Origin of the sequence: Nonomuraea sp. PA05, assembly GCF_008086045.1 — a bacterium.
Lineage (GTDB): Bacteria > Actinomycetota > Actinomycetes > Streptosporangiales > Streptosporangiaceae > Nonomuraea > Nonomuraea monospora.
In genome coordinates this window covers 316,495-329,857 of the sequence record NZ_VSEY01000001.1, presented here as the reverse complement: position 1 = coordinate 329,857, position 13,363 = coordinate 316,495, and the positions used below count along the sequence as shown (strand labels likewise).

Sequence of the window (13,363 nt, the reverse complement as noted above, 5' to 3'; positions counted from 1 at the left end):
GACAGGGCTGGGGCGCGTGTCGTTTCCGTCCTGGATGACGATGCGGAGGACGTCGGGGTGGCTGCCGAGCGTGCTGTACGGCATCAGGAGCCTGCCTCGGGGGTCCAGGCGGCGATGTAGGCCGTCTTCTCTTCCTCGGTGAGCCTCGTGACGTCGCCGGGGTTGATCTGGTCGTTGGCCAGGTGGCCGTGCCAGTCCACGGACAGGTCGCCGTTCTCGAAGACGGCGACGACGGTGCCGACGTGGTCGGGCCAGACGAGGCTGCGGACGTAGTTGCCGGGGAGGATCGGGGGGGCGGTGGTGGTGGGATCGGTCATCGGCATTTCGTGGTCCTTTCTCGTTGGCGGTATCGCCAACGATTCTGCCGGAGATGGCCGCAGGCGGCGCTGTGGTGGTCTGAGATGGCGTGATCGACTCTCTCCTGGAAACGGATATACCGGACACGGCTTTGTCGCGAGACACGTACAGGAATACGGTAGAGATCGCACTCAAGCCGCCACCGCGCCCACACGCCCCACCCCAGGAGCAGCCCACATGACCCGCGAGGAAGATCAGAACCCCCTACAGCTCACGTTCCTCGAACCTGATGCGCTGTCTCAGTTGGCGGGCTCGCGAACGGCCACTCCTCACCCTGCTCCGGAACGCCGCCGCGCTGCCACCTGGATGAATCTCATCAATACCGGGACACGCCTGGATGCGGTCACCAACGAGCGACTTACCCACGTCTGCAAAGCGACCGGGCAGGGGCTGCAAGACGTGTGGGAAGCTGCGATCAACTTCTATTGCGACCAGTTCTATCCGCCCATTCCCAAGGAAATGCCGGACGAGACTGACCTCGACATCCCTCGTTTCACCCGCAGAACACACGCGTGGAACGAGGATGGGGACGAGGGAACTCTGGTCACAGCCCGACTCAAGCAGAACACCCGCGCTCGGCTGGTCGAGGCATGCCATCGCATGCGTGAGAACGGCAACGTGGTGATCACGGATGCGCTGAACGCGTGGTTCAACCACCTCGACAAGGGCGGCCGACCCTAGCCGGCTGCGAGGCCGGCTAGGGTCGGCGTCTCATTCAGGCGGCAACGCTCGACGTGCACGACTCGGCCGCCGCGATGGAGCCTGATCAACGCGCTCAGCTCGCACGCGCACCGGCCTGGCCGGTACCCAATCGTCGGGCATCGCGTCGAGGAAAAACCGCCCGCCTCCACCGCGGTGGCTGGCCCGGTTCACGCTTCCGGCCCGCAGGTCGGATTCCTCGCTCGCCAGGAGCCGAACCAGGCGGGCGACGACCTCGGCCGCCAGTTCGCCGTCGTCGTCCATGACGCGGATCTGTACCATTACACTCTCCCGATGTTGAGCAGGCCGGTTAGCCAGCCAGGGCACGTCACGATCGCGGACCGGTGGCAGGTCCACGCCCTCGTTCTCGTTGGCGATACCGCCAACGAGTCATTGCCTGCCTACGTCCTTGCCGGAGCCAAGTCGCCACCGGGTAACCGGTCGCGGTACGCAGAACTCCCGATCATCCCGGAAACCCGGCACCGACTCCACCAGGCACTCGCGTTCCATCCGCTCCAGCGTGGTCCGCAGCTTCGCCGTGACTGGTAGGCCCAGCACGCGACGTAACTCACCATGGGTGAACAGCTTGCCGGGGTAGGCCTCCAGGTGGGCGAGCACGCGCGGCATCCGATCCTCGTACGCCCGCGGCGACCGGGGACGGCCCTCCATCGCGACGAGGTGCCGGTAGACGCTGCGCTCGTGCATCCCGAGCCGGGCCGCGATGACGGGGACGGCGTAGTCGCAGGCGACGAGCTCGGCGATGCGCGCCCTTCGGTTCCTGGTCCGCTCCCACGTCGGCATGGCTACACCGCCTCCTGGGCCGACTCGACGGCCAGGGCGATGTCCGGATGGAGTTGCCACCAGTACACCGGCTGGTGTCGCGAGAAGATGCCGTCGTTGCGGGGCTTGACCGTGCACGTCACCAGCTTCTCCCGTTCCATCCGCTGCAGCGTCGAGGCCAGGACCGCAGAGTGGTCGCCCAGCACTCTTCGCGCCAGCTCGAACCCGGTGAACTGTGATCGCGGGTATCGGCACAGGTGCACGAGGATCAGCGGCATCCACTCGTCGTAGTGGTCGAGCTTGCGGCACCGCCCTTCCATGTCCCGCAGGTACCGGAAGACGGTGCGCTCGGTCACGCCCAGCCGGGCGGCAAGGCGACGCGGCGAGGAGATCCCCTCCCGTTGCAGGAGGGTTCGGCACTCGGCGATCCGCTCGTCTTTAGGGCTCATGGGGCCGCTCTCAGCCCGAGTTCGTCCATCAGTTCGCCCAGCCGGGTGCCGCGCGTTTCGACCTCTCCCTGCTCGGCGATGAGCCCGGCGGCACGGGTCTGAGCCTGCTCGATGGTCAAGCCCTCGGCCTCCATGAGCGTGGCCATGAACGCGTCCACGCCCCGCGCCGCGTCCTCGGCCGCCGCGGCGATGAGCTCCGGCACCCCGTCCGCGGTCGCAAGGGTGAGCTGTGTGAGGTCGCGGGCGACGCTGCGCGCGAGGTAGGCGAGGATGTCGGCGGGTTGGACCGGAGGCACCTCGACCTCGGCCGCTGTGGTAGCGGGGGTGTCGTTGAGCTGGGTCATGGGGTTCTCCCTCCGTAGATGGGGATGCTCGGCCGATGTCGCACGGCCGAGTTAGGAATGTCGCTGAAGCGGGGCAGCACCTGGCGGCCGGCATACAGAGCGGGCAGCTCCAAAGCGACGGTCTTGGGTGGGGGCGGGATGCTGGCCAGCATCCGCTTCCGCCACGCCAGGGCGTAGACAGGGCAGCTCGAACAGGTCTTGCCGCCGCGGGGATGGGTGTGCTCTGGGACGTCGATTCTGAAGTCGTCGGCGTTCTTCCGGGCGTTGGTAGACCACGCCATGGAGTCCGCCGAGACGAGGAGATGCCCGAACCGGCGCAGCCCGAGAGTCTTCACGCCGAACCCGTGCATCTTCAGGCCGAGACTGGCCAGAGCGGTAGGACACGGCCGATCTCGAGGGTGGACTGCATCCGGCACACCGAGCCGACACTGACCAAGGGCGCTCTCGTCAGGTCAATGCCGTACCGGTCGAACTCGTCCACGTGCCGCAGAAACGCGTCTCGGCCGTCGCCCTGGAGCGGCGGAACGAACAGCGACCTACCGTCCGGCGCACCCTCTAGAAAGCGCAAGCTCAGGTAGTTCTCGATGCTCCAGCGCTGATGACACCGCACGGAAGCGCCCGAGCTGGCCAGAGCGGGCGGTTCACACATCCAGTCCTGGCAGGCAGCCCACCGTAGACTGCCGATCTCGTCGGCGAAGCGCTTGACCGCCCGCACGTAGTCGCGCGGCGAGGTCGTGTATCCGCCGTGCGTGGTCACCTGGTTGAATCCGCCCGAGTCCAGCATCCACGGCACGACGGCGCGCGGCAGTTCGCCCTTGAGGTCGGCGAGGTGCCGGTAAGCGACACACAGCGGCACGCCCACGTCCGCACGCCGGAGCCAGGACCCGGTGTTGGCCCCCATGAAGAAGACCTCCACCGGGTCACCGTCCGGCCGCCATCGCAGCGAGCAGCAGGTCCACGTGGCACGCCTCATCGAGCTTGCACCGGCATGCCAGCGCCTGCCCGTCCAGCTCGGCGCGGGCACGTTCGACGAGCTCCGGGTGCGAGTGGAGGTGCTGGCGGTAGAGGTCGAGGACCTCGCGTCGGCTGTGCACCCGGCCGTCGCAGCCGGGCCGCCAGCAGCCGGCGCCGGAGAGCGTGTGTGGGTTCGCGTACGGCGACCGCTTCAGGTGCGGCCCTTCCCGGCCGCACCAGACCGCCCCGTCCGGGAGGCGGGGGTGGAAGAGGTCCCCGGTGACCTGGACGCGCTTGGTCTCACGCATCGGGGTACTCCGTCCACGTCTCGTCGTCGAGGACGGCGCCCGCCTGGTGCTTGCCGACGTTCTCCATGACGATGCGGTGGCCGTGCTCGTCCACGGGGTCGCCGATGTAGGCGAAGCGCGGACCCTGGTTGCCGACGCCGACCATGCCAGACGGTGTCCACGCGCCCCACTGTTTGAAGAAGAACGGCACGCCCGCCGCGACGCACTGGTCACGCAGGCCGCGCGCCCAGTCGGGGTGCATCGGACGAGCCTGGGGTCCGGACTCGCCGCCGGCCACGACCCAGTCGAGCGTCGCGGGGTTCTTCCAGGGGTCCAGCCATTCGCTTCGCAGGACGATGCGACCGAGCAGCGGTTCCGCCGAGATCCACCGAACGGCGATGTGCGGGGTGTCGAGCAGGATGGGGATACGAAGGTCGGCCCACTTCTGGTCCTCGACCGACACACCGATCTGCACGTTCGGCAGCGGCCGAACCGGCATCCAGTACCCGTCTGCGCTGGAGTCAGAGGTGAGTTGCATGGCCGACGCCGACCGGTACTTGCCCCGCACCTTCGCGAGCGCGATGCCGCGGCCTGCCTCGCCGACTGCCTTCCAGAAGTCGTCTGAACGGAGCATCGCCCGCATGCGGCCGGGCGTCTTGGTCAGGATGAGGTAGGTGTGCTGGGGGGTCATGGCCATGACCGCGAACGCGTGCGCGATCACGTCCTCGGGGACCTGGTCATCCCACAGGTCGGAAAGGCTGTTGACGAATACGCGGCGCGGTTCCCGCCACTTGAGTGGCTTGTCCAGGCGGTCGCGCAGGATGTTCACCTGGCCGGTCCAGTCGCGGCCGTGCTCGGTGCGGTGGGTGAGGCCGGCGAACGCGGTGGCCACCTTCGGGTTCGGGTTCCCAGCCCGTATGGTCGCCTGGATGATGGCGTAGCAGCCGCCTCGCTTGTCGCCTTCCCAGCGGGGCATGCCGCAGCCGGGCGACCGCTTCGTGCAGCCTATGACGAAGTTCCAGGTGGATCCGCGTCGCCCGTCAGGGCCTCGGAGCCATTCGATGTCGCTGTTATCCGACATGGGCGATCTCCTTCGTGGTGGTGGTGAGGGGTTCGGGGTAGCGGTAGACCCACAGGCCGCGCGCCCCGTCCGCGATCTCGTTCGCGGCGGACGGCTTCTGGCGGGGGCCGCCCATGGGGCCTTTCGAGGTGCGGAGCTTCTCCCAGCCGTCGAAGCGGTACAGGTTGCCGGGGGTACCGGGCAGCGAGGTGGACGACACCGCCTCGATGCGCGGCTGGCCACTCGACTTCTCGGCCGAGCGGGCGTCCCACCCGGTGTAGGTGCCGAGCCACAGCGGGACGAGGTACAGGCGGGTGATGCGCAGGACGGCCCGCAGGCATTGCTCGTCGCGCCGGTCCGGCGAGCGGGCGATTCTGGCTAGGTCCACCGTGTTGTAGCGGTGCAGGCCCCGGTCTTTGCAGACCGAGGTGTTCACGGTGCTGGCCAGGATCACGGCGGCGGCGACCCGGCCGCGGTCCTCCATGACGAACCCCAGGGAGCCGTACGGGCGCTTGTACGGTCGGCCCTCGGGGTGCTCGTCGCTGGGGAGGTGAAGCGGGTGACGCCAGCGGATCAGCAGCTCCGCGACCTCATCCACGTCCACCTGGTAGAACGCGACCACCGGGGACATGCGTAGGGCCAGTTGGCGGCTCATTGGACGTGCTCGCGCGCCCACTCCAACTGCGCGACGGTGGCGGAGTCGGGAGTGGACGAGCTCCACGAGTTCGCCCTGGCCGCTTCGAGGCAGGCGTCGGGGTCGCTTTCGATGTCGCCTACCTGCGCCCACCGCCAGCCCTGCCGGTAGCCGATCGGGACTCGGACGTATCCGCAGTAGCCGATGTTGTTCGGATCGGTGGTGCAGGTGGCGGACAGGATGACGATCAGCGGGTCAGGACCTTCCACGTGGTGCACGCGCACGGTGTAGACCCGGCCGTCGTAGGGGACGCTGCGTTCCATCGGTTTCTCCTTGGTGGTGGAATGACCGCCGCCAACCCGGTGACCGCCGGCGGCCGGGAGGCGTTAGCCGTTGGTGCGGGCGAAGTTGTGGCCGCCGTCGTCCACGGCGAGGTCGGCCAGGCGGAACCCTGCCGGGTTGCCCTTCCAGGTGACCGGGTCTCCGGGGGTGGCTGGTGTGCCGGGCGTGAGGGGGTGCTGGGACAGCCAGGCCCACAGGTCTCCGCCGACGTGGCAGAGGCCGCCGCCGTGGTCGGCGTCGATGTAGATGTCCGAGTTGCCGCCGTACCCGGCCGCGTCGTGCTCGGCCCACACGCACAGTAGGTAGCCGGGGGCGCCCGCCTCGGTGATGCGGGCGAGGACGGAGGTGATGAGGTGCTCGTCGTAGCCGTCCCTGAGGGCTCCGGCGAGGTCGGCGATCTCCTGATACCAGGGCGGCGCGTTCCGCATGATGTCCGCGTGCCGCTCAGCCAACCCGGACAGGACGACGCGGACATTGGCCAGGCATGCGTCACCGAAGAGCCGAATGTCCGTGAGAGTCAGTTCGTCGTGCTCGGCCAGGATGGCGAGGGTGCGGATGCCCTTCCGGAGGAGGCAGTTGCGAGCCTGGGCCTTCAGGTTGGGAAGGAGGCGAATGTCGGTGTTGCCGGGCAGGCCGGTGGCGTTGACCAGGTCAGCGATCGTCCGAGCAGTGGTGGCGCTGATCGACATGGTTCCTCTTTCATGGTTGGTAGGTCGTTGGCGTAACCGCCAACCTTTAGGCGCCGTGAAGGGCGATGCGGAGTCGGTCGCAGATCCACCGGCCGACCGCCGGGCTGACGGCGTTGCCGTAACCGTCGATCTGGTCGCGTGCGGAACCCCAGACGATGAAGGTGCCTTCGTGGTTGCCGAGGCTGACGTCGAAGCCGCACCCAGCCCCGACCTCCTCCTTGAGCATCATGCGGAGGTAGCAGTCCTCCAGCTTCAGGTTCGCGAGGACCTCGGTCCATTGGGCGTGGAGGAGCGCCGTCGTGTCGTGGGCGGTGACCGTTCCGAGCGCGTCGCTCAGGGGGTGCGGAGCGGTCTTGCCGTTCTCCTTGTACCAGCCGGAGAAAAGCAGGGCCATGGTGTTGTCTGCGATGACGGTCTTGAGCGGCTGGTCCACGCCTGCCACCCGCCGATCGATGCCCTGGTTGAACTGGATCTGGCCAGCCGCCATGAGCAGCCCTGGCACCTGATCGGACGTGACGGTCGGCATCGCTTCGGCGTGCGACGTCGGAAGGGTGTTCTGCCGGAACGGAACGACACCGGCCGAGAGCAGCGCCAGCGTCTCCGAGCCGACCTGCGTAGGCAGCGCCTCATCCAGACCGCGCGGTCCGCCCTGGAAGTTGTCCACGGCGGCGAGCAGGACCGCTTTCTCGTGCGTGGTCGTGACGGTGTCCATCGGCTGAGTAATGTGCTGGCCGTCGCCGTTGTGCCGGTGCGCGGCCATCACTTGCCCTGTCAGGGCAACCGGGGGTGTGAGCAGCGCCTGCGTGTTGGTTCCGGTCTGAGACGGCAGCGGTTCGCTCAGGTCACGCGTGCGACAGTCGGAACCCGGCCGCTCGTAAGTGTTGCCCGCGGCGGCGATGAGCGTGCCCGTCGAGAGGACAGCCGTCTCCTGCTGACTGGTCTGCGTCGAGAGAGGCTGCCACGGGTGGCGCTCGGACCCGTGCGCGGCCTTAGCGGGCATGAGCACTGCGGGGAACTCGGCGAACTTCTGCCTGCACCGCTCGGCGCGAGCCATGGTGGAGGGTGCGAGCCGGCTCATGATGGTCTTGCCGGTCTTCTTGTCCGTGAACTCCTTGAGCGGCCGGTCACCAATCTTCGTGCCCAGGTTGGAGAGGTCGAGCGCGTTGATCGACGGGGCGTACGGCGGGATCACGATCCGCCGACAAGAGGGGCACCGGTACTCGTACTGCTTGCCGTAGCGGACGCTGCCGGTGGGCGGGATGCCGGTCTTCCACGTCCATACAGCTTGTACGATCTTGCCCTCGAAGCTGCACCACGACTCGGGCCGGTGGTCCAGGTCCGGGGTGGGCAGGCGCTTGTCGCAGAAGATCCAGTAGCCCCGGTCGCGGGACTGCGGGACGTCGAAGAACATCGAGTTCAGGTAGAGCACCCTGCCCTTGTAGCCCAGCAGCCCAAACTGCTTGAGCCACCACTTGTAGGTGGTGCCGTCGCCGTACTTCTTGCCCGGCACCGCCGGCCCCCATGAGAAGAGCTCGGTGGTGCACTCGATGAGGATCATCCGAGGGTGATGCTCGGCGGCGTAGTGGAGCGCGCAGTTGGCCGTGGCCCGGTCGCGCTCCGACCGTGTTACCCGTTCCTCGAACTCGGGGTCGTCGAGCTCGAACAGCGCAAGGCCCTGCTCGTACGCCTTCTTGGTGTTGGCCTGCGAGTGGTTCACACAGGACACGCCCGCAAGCAGAAGATCAGCGGGGGGAAGGTCGCGGACGGAGTGGTAGTCGGAGGACTCCGGGTCCACCAGATCCGCGATCCAGTGCTCGGCAGTCGGGTTGTTGGCCTCGTGGACGTAGACCTTGTACTCATTGTGGTTCGCCGCGACGATCGTGGTGAACCCCGCGAGTTCGGCTCCCTTCGTGAGCCCTCCGAACCCGGAGAAGAGGTCGCACGCGATTAACTCGTCGTGGCGGAATCGGCGCTTGTGCACGGCCGGGCGATGGGATGCGGTGCGGCGCGGCTTCTGCTTGACGCGGCGGCTCATTCGGCCCCCTCATCGTCCGACTCCGGCGAGGAGCAGGGCTCGGTGAGCTGGACGAGCGCGACCAGCACGCCCTGGCCGTCGCCGATGCTGCGGCAGTAGTTCAACTGCTGGACGATCGCGTCCCGCTCGGTGGAGGTCTGTGGGTGATGGAACAGGTGGTGGCATGTCATGAGGGCCTCCGGTCAGATCGCGAGAGAGAGTTGAGGGGCGCCACGCAGGCCGGCCCGCCACGCTTCGGCGAAGGCGGGCAGCGTCTTGTCGTCGGCGAGGTCCGGGCCTGCCGTGAGCAGGTGCTGGGCGGTGGGATAGAACAGCTCGCGATGGCGCCACCACACCCGGCGGAACCGGCCATCGCTGCCAATGTCGAGGCGGCACCCGCGCAGATGCGCGGCGCGTTCGAGGCGCGCGACCGTTTCGGCGCGGCTGCCGACCGCAAGCCGCGCGAGACTCCGGCGGGTGGTGCCGCGCTTGGTGTGGTCTCCGCCTCTCGCGGCGTACGCGCGCCGCACGTCGTACACAGCCCACGGCATGTCGTTGAGCTGCTGCTCGAATAGAGCCAGAAGCGGACCGCTGCCCGGCGTGGAGGCGAGCAGGTGATACAACTGTTTGCCCGCGAGCAGTCCCTGGAGCGGGTTGACGGCAACGGCGAGGTATTCCATGACGAGCGCTTCGACTCCTTGGTGGGGGTTGCGCTGGAAGCGGCGGATCGACTCTGCCCGGCTGCCGAGGGAGAAGGAGAAGGGGCAGGCCACGCACGCTGACTTGGGCCACCAGACCTTGAAGTGGTCCCACAGGAACCACTCGCAGTCGTCCCGATCCCACCCCCAGGTGACGAGCGGATAGATGGGGATGCGGTTCGGAAGCCCGAGCGGCCCGTCACGCAGCACGCGTTCCAGTTCGTTGGCCTCGTAGCCGAGAACGTGGATGTACGGCTCGTCACCAATGGTCTGCGTCATCCACTGGTCGATGGCCCAGCCTTTGAACTTGATCGAATGCGTTCGTCGGCCGCCGGACTGTGGCACGGTCGCGTTGCTGGTCATCTCGCCGGGCAGAGTGTAGGTACCGCCGGTGGTGAGGCACAGGATCGGCTCGCGGGTGTCGTCTAGGACCACGATGCCGTCGCGCTCGTACGGGCCGGCGCGGGCGACCTGCACCATGCGGACTCGGTGTTTGGCCAGGAGGGGGTAGATGTGCTGCTCGACCAGCATGGCCGTCTCGACCCATTCCTGGCCGGGCTGTGCGGTGATGACGATGAGGTTCGACAGGTCCGGCAGTAGTTCCCGAGGGCGTGAGGCTGGCCGTTCGAGCCATTCCACGAGGAGCGCGGTCGAGTCCGCGCCCATGCCGTAGGAGACGACGACGTACATCAGCTCGGCGCTCCGGGGATCGGCAGGCCGTACACCAGGACGCGGCCCAGATCGGCTTGGTCGGGGTCACCCCATGCGACGAGTCGGATCTTCGCGTTGACGAGGGCGAGCGAGATGCCGCGCGGCCCCTTCCTGGCCGACATCTCCAGGCTGTACTCGTCCATCGGGAACCGCACCGAGTACCACGGCGTCGCGGCCCGGCCGGAGCGGACGATGGCGTCGGTGTCGGGCTCGTACGGCTGGCCGCACCAGCACCCCGCCGCCATCGTGCACTGGCGCCGCTGCGGCCGGGTCCGGTCGCGGTGGCGGTGCAGCCGGCCCGACAGCATGGGGCAGGCTCTGATTGAGTAGGCGGCGCACTCGGGGTGCTGAGCGGGTTCGGGGGTGTATCCGGCGCCGAAGTCCTGCGGCCGGGCCATGAGGACCGCGGCGTCGGCGAGTTCCTGGGCGCAGAGCTGGCAGAGACGGCCGGTGAGGCATTCGGCGACGCGGTTGTGGTCGATCTGCCCGAACTCGGGGGTGCCGTCGGCGTGCCGGAGGGCGATGTACGGGATGACCATCCCGTTGTGCGTGGGCGCGTTGGCCAGATGGATGGGGATCGCAGCGTTGGCCACTGCTCTCCTGCCTTTCGTGACGTAGCTGGAATGGCCCCGCTCGCTGGTGGGCGGGGTCGTACGATCGGATGCGTGGATGACGTGCAGGTGTGGACGGTCGCCTGGTGGGGGGACGGCTGGGGTGTGTGGCCGGGCGAGATGCCGGACCGTGACGAGCCGCCCGCGTACGCCACGTGCAACATCAGCCGTGGCGCGGCCGAGGCGGCTTCGCACTGGGCGGTCGGCGTCGTGCCGCCGCATCCCCGTCTGCGGGTGCGGTGCCCGTACGGTGGCGACCCGGACGGCGAGGCGCGTTTCCGCGCCCGCGCCGCTCGTCGCCGCTGGTGGCGGCCCTGCTAGCTGTCCTCGTACGAGGCGATGTCGCGCGGCTTGTCGCAGTTAATCCGTGCGGACTCCTCGACCGACGCCCGGTACTCCTTGCCGGTGTCGAACGTGCCCGCGACGCCGACCTTGGCCCGGTAGCGGCCGGACAGGCACGGGTGGTGGGTCAGCACGTACCGGTGGTCCGGGGCGACGTTCGGGAATTTCTCGCTATCGATGGCCAGCCAGGGGGCGCCGAACGTCTCCCGGTACTCCAGGGTGATGGAGAGCAACTGGGTGGCGATGCCGGAGGGGTTGGTGCACGCCTCGTTGACCAGGACGCGGACGCGAGGCTCGGCCGAGCCGATGCGGACGGCCTCGACGTGGACCGCGCGGTTGCAGCCCAGCGCGCCGGGCTTGTACGGGTCGGTGGTGGTGCCCTTGGCGCCGCATCCTGCGGGATCGGCGGCGAGGAGGATTGTCGCCACGGCGATTGCTGCGGTCTTCACGGGGTTGCTCCCTCTGCTGATTCCAGGATGGCCCCGCCGCGGTGGCGGGGCCGTACGATCGGTGTGCGCGAGCCCGATATCGGCGGGCTCGCGCGCTACAGCTCGTTCGGGTGGGCGGCCTGGTGGCGGTGCTCGGCCGCGCGCCGCTCAGCGTCAGCCCGGTGCTCGGCCACCTGCTGCTCGCGCTCGGCGAGCCGCCTCACCTCCTGCTCCGCCTCACGCGCCCGCCGCGCCGCACGCTGCCGGAACCCGGCCTCCTCGATCGCGTCGTACTCGACCAGGCCCCGGTAGTGCGGCAGGAGCTGCCGGATGATCTGGCTCATCCGCTCCGCCGTCTTCTCGGGCACGGTGCCGCCTCCCGCGCGGTACGGGGAGAACCACCTCCACTGCTCTCTGGACGGGTACACGATCGACGTCCCGGCGAACGTGATGGCGTTAATGGTGGGAGCGTGCGGCCCGGCCTGGTGACGGCGGCTGTCCCAATGCCGCTCGGCGGCGGGCACGTCATCGCCGTACTGGACGACGACCCCGTCGTCGCCGCCCTGATCGCGACGCAGCGAGTACGGGCCGATCCAGATGGCCCCGAGGTTGGCGATGGCGAAGCGGGCACCAGGGCGGTCGAGATCGACCGTGACCAGGTAGCGGTAGGTGCGCTTCTTCGTGCCCATGGTGAGCTTGAGGGTGTCCCAGGTGATGCCGAGGCTCTCATGGGGGTCGCCGTAGTCATCCTGTAACGGGTCCGGTCCAAGCGTGGCCAGCACTGAGGGGTCGAACCCGCCAGTGTTCTTGAGGGATTTGGCCAGCGCTTCCGCGACGTCCTCCCGTGTCGGCGGCGGCCCGGCCTGCGGCTGCCGTACAGGGCACGACTCGGGGCACGGTTCACCCTCGGGACCGTCGCAGAACACGCATGGTCCCCCTTTGGGAGCGGTTGCCTGCGCGGGGTAGATGTCCTCGATAGGCCAGATCTTGTAGGAGTCTTCGACCTCCTCGGTCTTGCCGGTCTCCTTGTTCGGGACCTCCTTGGTGAACGTCCGCTCCACCTTCGGGGCGACGACCCAGATCGCGGTACCGGGGTCGATGACCTCGCGGCCGAAGCCGTAGCCTCCCCAGAAGCGGCGCGGCTGGACGTGGGCGACTTGTGGATTCTGGCCATAGATACGCAGGCAGTTGCGGATGGAGTAGAAGCCGCCCATCCACCCACAGAAGCGGCGGAATCCGTCGATCGCGTCTGGGTGGTCGCGCAGCAGGGCGGCGATCTGCAGCTCGGCCTCGTACGCGCGGGCGCGGCCGGCGTCCTTGCGGGCTTTCCAGGCGGCTTGTTCCTCGTCGGTCATCTCGGTTCGCCACATGGCGGTCCTCCTGCTCGTGGTGGTGGTGGGGTGGCTGGCCCGCGCCGTGCGGGCCAGCCGGGATGGAGGTCAGTCAGGGAGGCGGCCCAGCCACGCCCGCAGGTCGTCGAGGGTGTTGCCACCTCGGAACAGCGGGTGCAGGTCGGAGTCGTCCTCGTCCTGGTCCTCGTCGTGCCGGGTGGGTTCGAGGCCGAGCAGCCGCATCGCACGGTCCTTCGCCTGAACCGCGCGATGCCCCTCGATGACGGTGACCTCGCTCTCGGGGTCGGTCTCGTCGGCCAGGACGTATTCGAGCCACCAGTACGTCGTGTGGTTGGGAAGGAGTTCACCGGCGAGGAACAGGCCCTCCTGGGTGCGAGTGGTCAGCCACTTGCCGCCGGTCAGCTCGATGGCGTAGCCCGCCACGCACAGGGCCGTGCCGCAGCGCCCTTCGTGGGTGAGGAACTCGCGCCAGAAGCACTGCTGCCAGGCGGTGAAGGACTCGTCGGAGGGGGCCTCGGACGGGCGCTCCAGGGCGGCGGTGTCGTTCTGGATCCGCGCGATGATGGCGGCCAGGAGAGGCCGGTTGCGCAGGCGGGCAGTTTCCAGCATCAC

The 13,363-nt window shown here is 68.4% G+C and carries 20 protein-coding genes; 2 read left to right on the top strand and 18 right to left on the bottom strand.

Annotated features, from left to right (window positions below):
- Positions 1–83: 83 nt before the first annotated feature.
- Positions 84–323 carry a hypothetical protein gene (locus FXF51_RS01615; RefSeq protein ID WP_148432394.1) on the bottom strand — a complete coding sequence of 80 codons (240 nt, stop codon included), beginning with the start codon at positions 321–323 and terminating at the stop codon, positions 84–86.
- Positions 324–534: 211 nt separating this feature from the next.
- On the opposite strand from FXF51_RS01615, the gene FXF51_RS01610 reads away from it, so the two are divergent.
- Positions 535–1,038, top strand: coding sequence for a hypothetical protein (locus FXF51_RS01610; RefSeq protein ID WP_148432393.1), 504 nt, complete (start codon positions 535–537; stop codon positions 1,036–1,038).
- 30 nt (positions 1,039–1,068) lie between these two features.
- Here the strand turns inward: FXF51_RS01610 and FXF51_RS01605 are convergent, their stop codons facing one another.
- The 14 genes from FXF51_RS01605 to FXF51_RS01545 all read right to left on the bottom strand — a co-directional run bounded on the left by FXF51_RS01605 (position 1,069) and on the right by FXF51_RS01545 (position 10,611).
- Entirely contained in the window at positions 1,069–1,320 is a 252-nt protein-coding gene (locus FXF51_RS01605; protein WP_148432392.1) for a hypothetical protein, read from the bottom strand.
- Between the two features lie 126 nt (positions 1,321–1,446).
- Positions 1,447–1,857: a helix-turn-helix domain-containing protein gene (locus FXF51_RS01600; protein WP_148432391.1), complete on the bottom strand. Its 411-nt coding sequence runs from the start codon at positions 1,855–1,857 to the stop codon at positions 1,447–1,449.
- Positions 1,858–1,859: 2 nt separating this feature from the next.
- A complete protein-coding gene (locus tag FXF51_RS01595) occupies positions 1,860–2,285 on the bottom strand; it encodes a hypothetical protein (RefSeq protein ID WP_148432390.1) in 426 nt (141 codons plus the stop codon).
- Positions 2,282–2,629, bottom strand: coding sequence for a hypothetical protein (locus tag FXF51_RS01590; RefSeq protein WP_148432389.1), 348 nt, complete (start codon positions 2,627–2,629; stop codon positions 2,282–2,284). The genes FXF51_RS01595 and FXF51_RS01590 overlap by 4 nt, the downstream gene beginning before the upstream one ends.
- 352 nt (positions 2,630–2,981) lie before the next feature.
- Positions 2,982–3,545, bottom strand: a complete 564-nt coding sequence (locus FXF51_RS01585) for a hypothetical protein (protein ID WP_148432388.1) — start codon at positions 3,543–3,545, stop codon at positions 2,982–2,984.
- A gap of 4 nt (positions 3,546–3,549) precedes the next feature.
- Complete coding sequence (locus tag FXF51_RS01580; protein WP_148432387.1) at positions 3,550–3,891, bottom strand: DUF4326 domain-containing protein; 342 nt, start codon at positions 3,889–3,891, stop codon at positions 3,550–3,552.
- Positions 3,884–4,951 (bottom strand): phage Gp37/Gp68 family protein, encoded by a 1,068-nt coding sequence (locus tag FXF51_RS01575; protein ID WP_148432386.1) that lies wholly within the window; start codon positions 4,949–4,951, stop codon positions 3,884–3,886. The genes FXF51_RS01580 and FXF51_RS01575 overlap by 8 nt, the downstream gene beginning before the upstream one ends.
- On the bottom strand, positions 4,941–5,585 hold the full coding sequence (locus FXF51_RS01570; RefSeq protein ID WP_148432385.1) for a hypothetical protein: 645 nt from the start codon (positions 5,583–5,585) through the stop codon (positions 4,941–4,943). Before FXF51_RS01570 ends, FXF51_RS01575 begins: the two co-directional genes overlap by 11 nt.
- Entirely contained in the window at positions 5,582–5,887 is a 306-nt protein-coding gene (locus FXF51_RS01565) for a hypothetical protein (protein WP_148432384.1), read from the bottom strand. Before FXF51_RS01565 ends, FXF51_RS01570 begins: the two co-directional genes overlap by 4 nt.
- Before the next feature lie 63 nt (positions 5,888–5,950).
- On the bottom strand, positions 5,951–6,595 hold the full coding sequence (locus FXF51_RS01560) for a hypothetical protein (protein WP_148432383.1): 645 nt from the start codon (positions 6,593–6,595) through the stop codon (positions 5,951–5,953).
- A 46-nt stretch (positions 6,596–6,641) separates the two neighbouring features.
- Positions 6,642–8,630 (bottom strand): DNA cytosine methyltransferase, encoded by a 1,989-nt coding sequence (locus FXF51_RS01555; protein WP_148432382.1) that lies wholly within the window; start codon positions 8,628–8,630, stop codon positions 6,642–6,644.
- Positions 8,627–8,800 (bottom strand): hypothetical protein, encoded by a 174-nt coding sequence (locus tag FXF51_RS60375; protein ID WP_187414101.1) that lies wholly within the window; start codon positions 8,798–8,800, stop codon positions 8,627–8,629. The genes FXF51_RS01555 and FXF51_RS60375 overlap by 4 nt, the downstream gene beginning before the upstream one ends.
- Before the next feature lie 12 nt (positions 8,801–8,812).
- Complete coding sequence (locus FXF51_RS01550) at positions 8,813–9,997, bottom strand: hypothetical protein (protein WP_148432381.1); 1,185 nt, start codon at positions 9,995–9,997, stop codon at positions 8,813–8,815.
- Positions 9,997–10,611, bottom strand: coding sequence for a hypothetical protein (locus FXF51_RS01545; RefSeq protein WP_148432380.1), 615 nt, complete (start codon positions 10,609–10,611; stop codon positions 9,997–9,999). The genes FXF51_RS01550 and FXF51_RS01545 overlap by 1 nt, the downstream gene beginning before the upstream one ends.
- A gap of 72 nt (positions 10,612–10,683) precedes the next feature.
- Between FXF51_RS01545 and FXF51_RS01540 the strand changes: the two genes are divergently transcribed.
- On the top strand, positions 10,684–10,950 hold the full coding sequence (locus FXF51_RS01540) for a hypothetical protein (RefSeq protein ID WP_148432379.1): 267 nt from the start codon (positions 10,684–10,686) through the stop codon (positions 10,948–10,950).
- Here FXF51_RS01540 and FXF51_RS01535 read toward each other — a convergent pair.
- From FXF51_RS01535 to FXF51_RS01525, 3 genes are all read right to left on the bottom strand, one after another.
- Complete coding sequence (locus FXF51_RS01535) at positions 10,947–11,420, bottom strand: hypothetical protein (RefSeq protein WP_148432378.1); 474 nt, start codon at positions 11,418–11,420, stop codon at positions 10,947–10,949. The genes FXF51_RS01540 and FXF51_RS01535 overlap by 4 nt on opposite strands.
- Positions 11,421–11,515: 95 nt before the next feature.
- On the bottom strand, positions 11,516–12,769 hold the full coding sequence (locus tag FXF51_RS01530; protein WP_148432377.1) for a hypothetical protein: 1,254 nt from the start codon (positions 12,767–12,769) through the stop codon (positions 11,516–11,518).
- 69 nt (positions 12,770–12,838) lie between these two features.
- Complete coding sequence (locus FXF51_RS01525; RefSeq protein ID WP_148432376.1) at positions 12,839–13,363, bottom strand: hypothetical protein; 525 nt, start codon at positions 13,361–13,363, stop codon at positions 12,839–12,841.

Bases quoted from the DNA above. Each gene is read 5' to 3' on its own strand.
- FXF51_RS01600 (WP_148432391.1), bottom strand. From the start codon at position 1,857: ATGCCGACGTGGGAGCGGACCAGGAACCGAAGGGCGCGCATCGCCGAG.
- FXF51_RS60375 (WP_187414101.1), bottom strand. From the start codon at position 8,800: ATGACATGCCACCACCTGTTCCATCACCCACAGACCTCCACCGAGCGG.
- FXF51_RS01595 (WP_148432390.1), bottom strand. From the start codon at position 2,285: ATGAGCCCTAAAGACGAGCGGATCGCCGAGTGCCGAACCCTCCTGCAA.
- FXF51_RS01590 (WP_148432389.1), bottom strand. From the start codon at position 2,629: ATGACCCAGCTCAACGACACCCCCGCTACCACAGCGGCCGAGGTCGAG.
- FXF51_RS01575 (WP_148432386.1), bottom strand. From the start codon at position 4,951: ATGTCGGATAACAGCGACATCGAATGGCTCCGAGGCCCTGACGGGCGA.
- FXF51_RS01615 (WP_148432394.1), bottom strand. From the start codon at position 323: ATGCCGATGACCGATCCCACCACCACCGCCCCCCCGATCCTCCCCGGC.
- FXF51_RS01560 (WP_148432383.1), bottom strand. From the start codon at position 6,595: ATGTCGATCAGCGCCACCACTGCTCGGACGATCGCTGACCTGGTCAAC.
- FXF51_RS01580 (WP_148432387.1), bottom strand. From the start codon at position 3,891: ATGCGTGAGACCAAGCGCGTCCAGGTCACCGGGGACCTCTTCCACCCC.
- FXF51_RS01570 (WP_148432385.1), bottom strand. From the start codon at position 5,585: ATGAGCCGCCAACTGGCCCTACGCATGTCCCCGGTGGTCGCGTTCTAC.
- FXF51_RS01610 (WP_148432393.1), top strand. From the start codon at position 535: ATGACCCGCGAGGAAGATCAGAACCCCCTACAGCTCACGTTCCTCGAA.
- FXF51_RS01555 (WP_148432382.1), bottom strand. From the start codon at position 8,630: ATGAGCCGCCGCGTCAAGCAGAAGCCGCGCCGCACCGCATCCCATCGC.
- FXF51_RS01530 (WP_148432377.1), bottom strand. From the start codon at position 12,769: ATGTGGCGAACCGAGATGACCGACGAGGAACAAGCCGCCTGGAAAGCC.
- FXF51_RS01565 (WP_148432384.1), bottom strand. From the start codon at position 5,887: ATGGAACGCAGCGTCCCCTACGACGGCCGGGTCTACACCGTGCGCGTG.
- FXF51_RS01605 (WP_148432392.1), bottom strand. From the start codon at position 1,320: ATGGACGACGACGGCGAACTGGCGGCCGAGGTCGTCGCCCGCCTGGTT.
- FXF51_RS01550 (WP_148432381.1), bottom strand. From the start codon at position 9,997: ATGTACGTCGTCGTCTCCTACGGCATGGGCGCGGACTCGACCGCGCTC.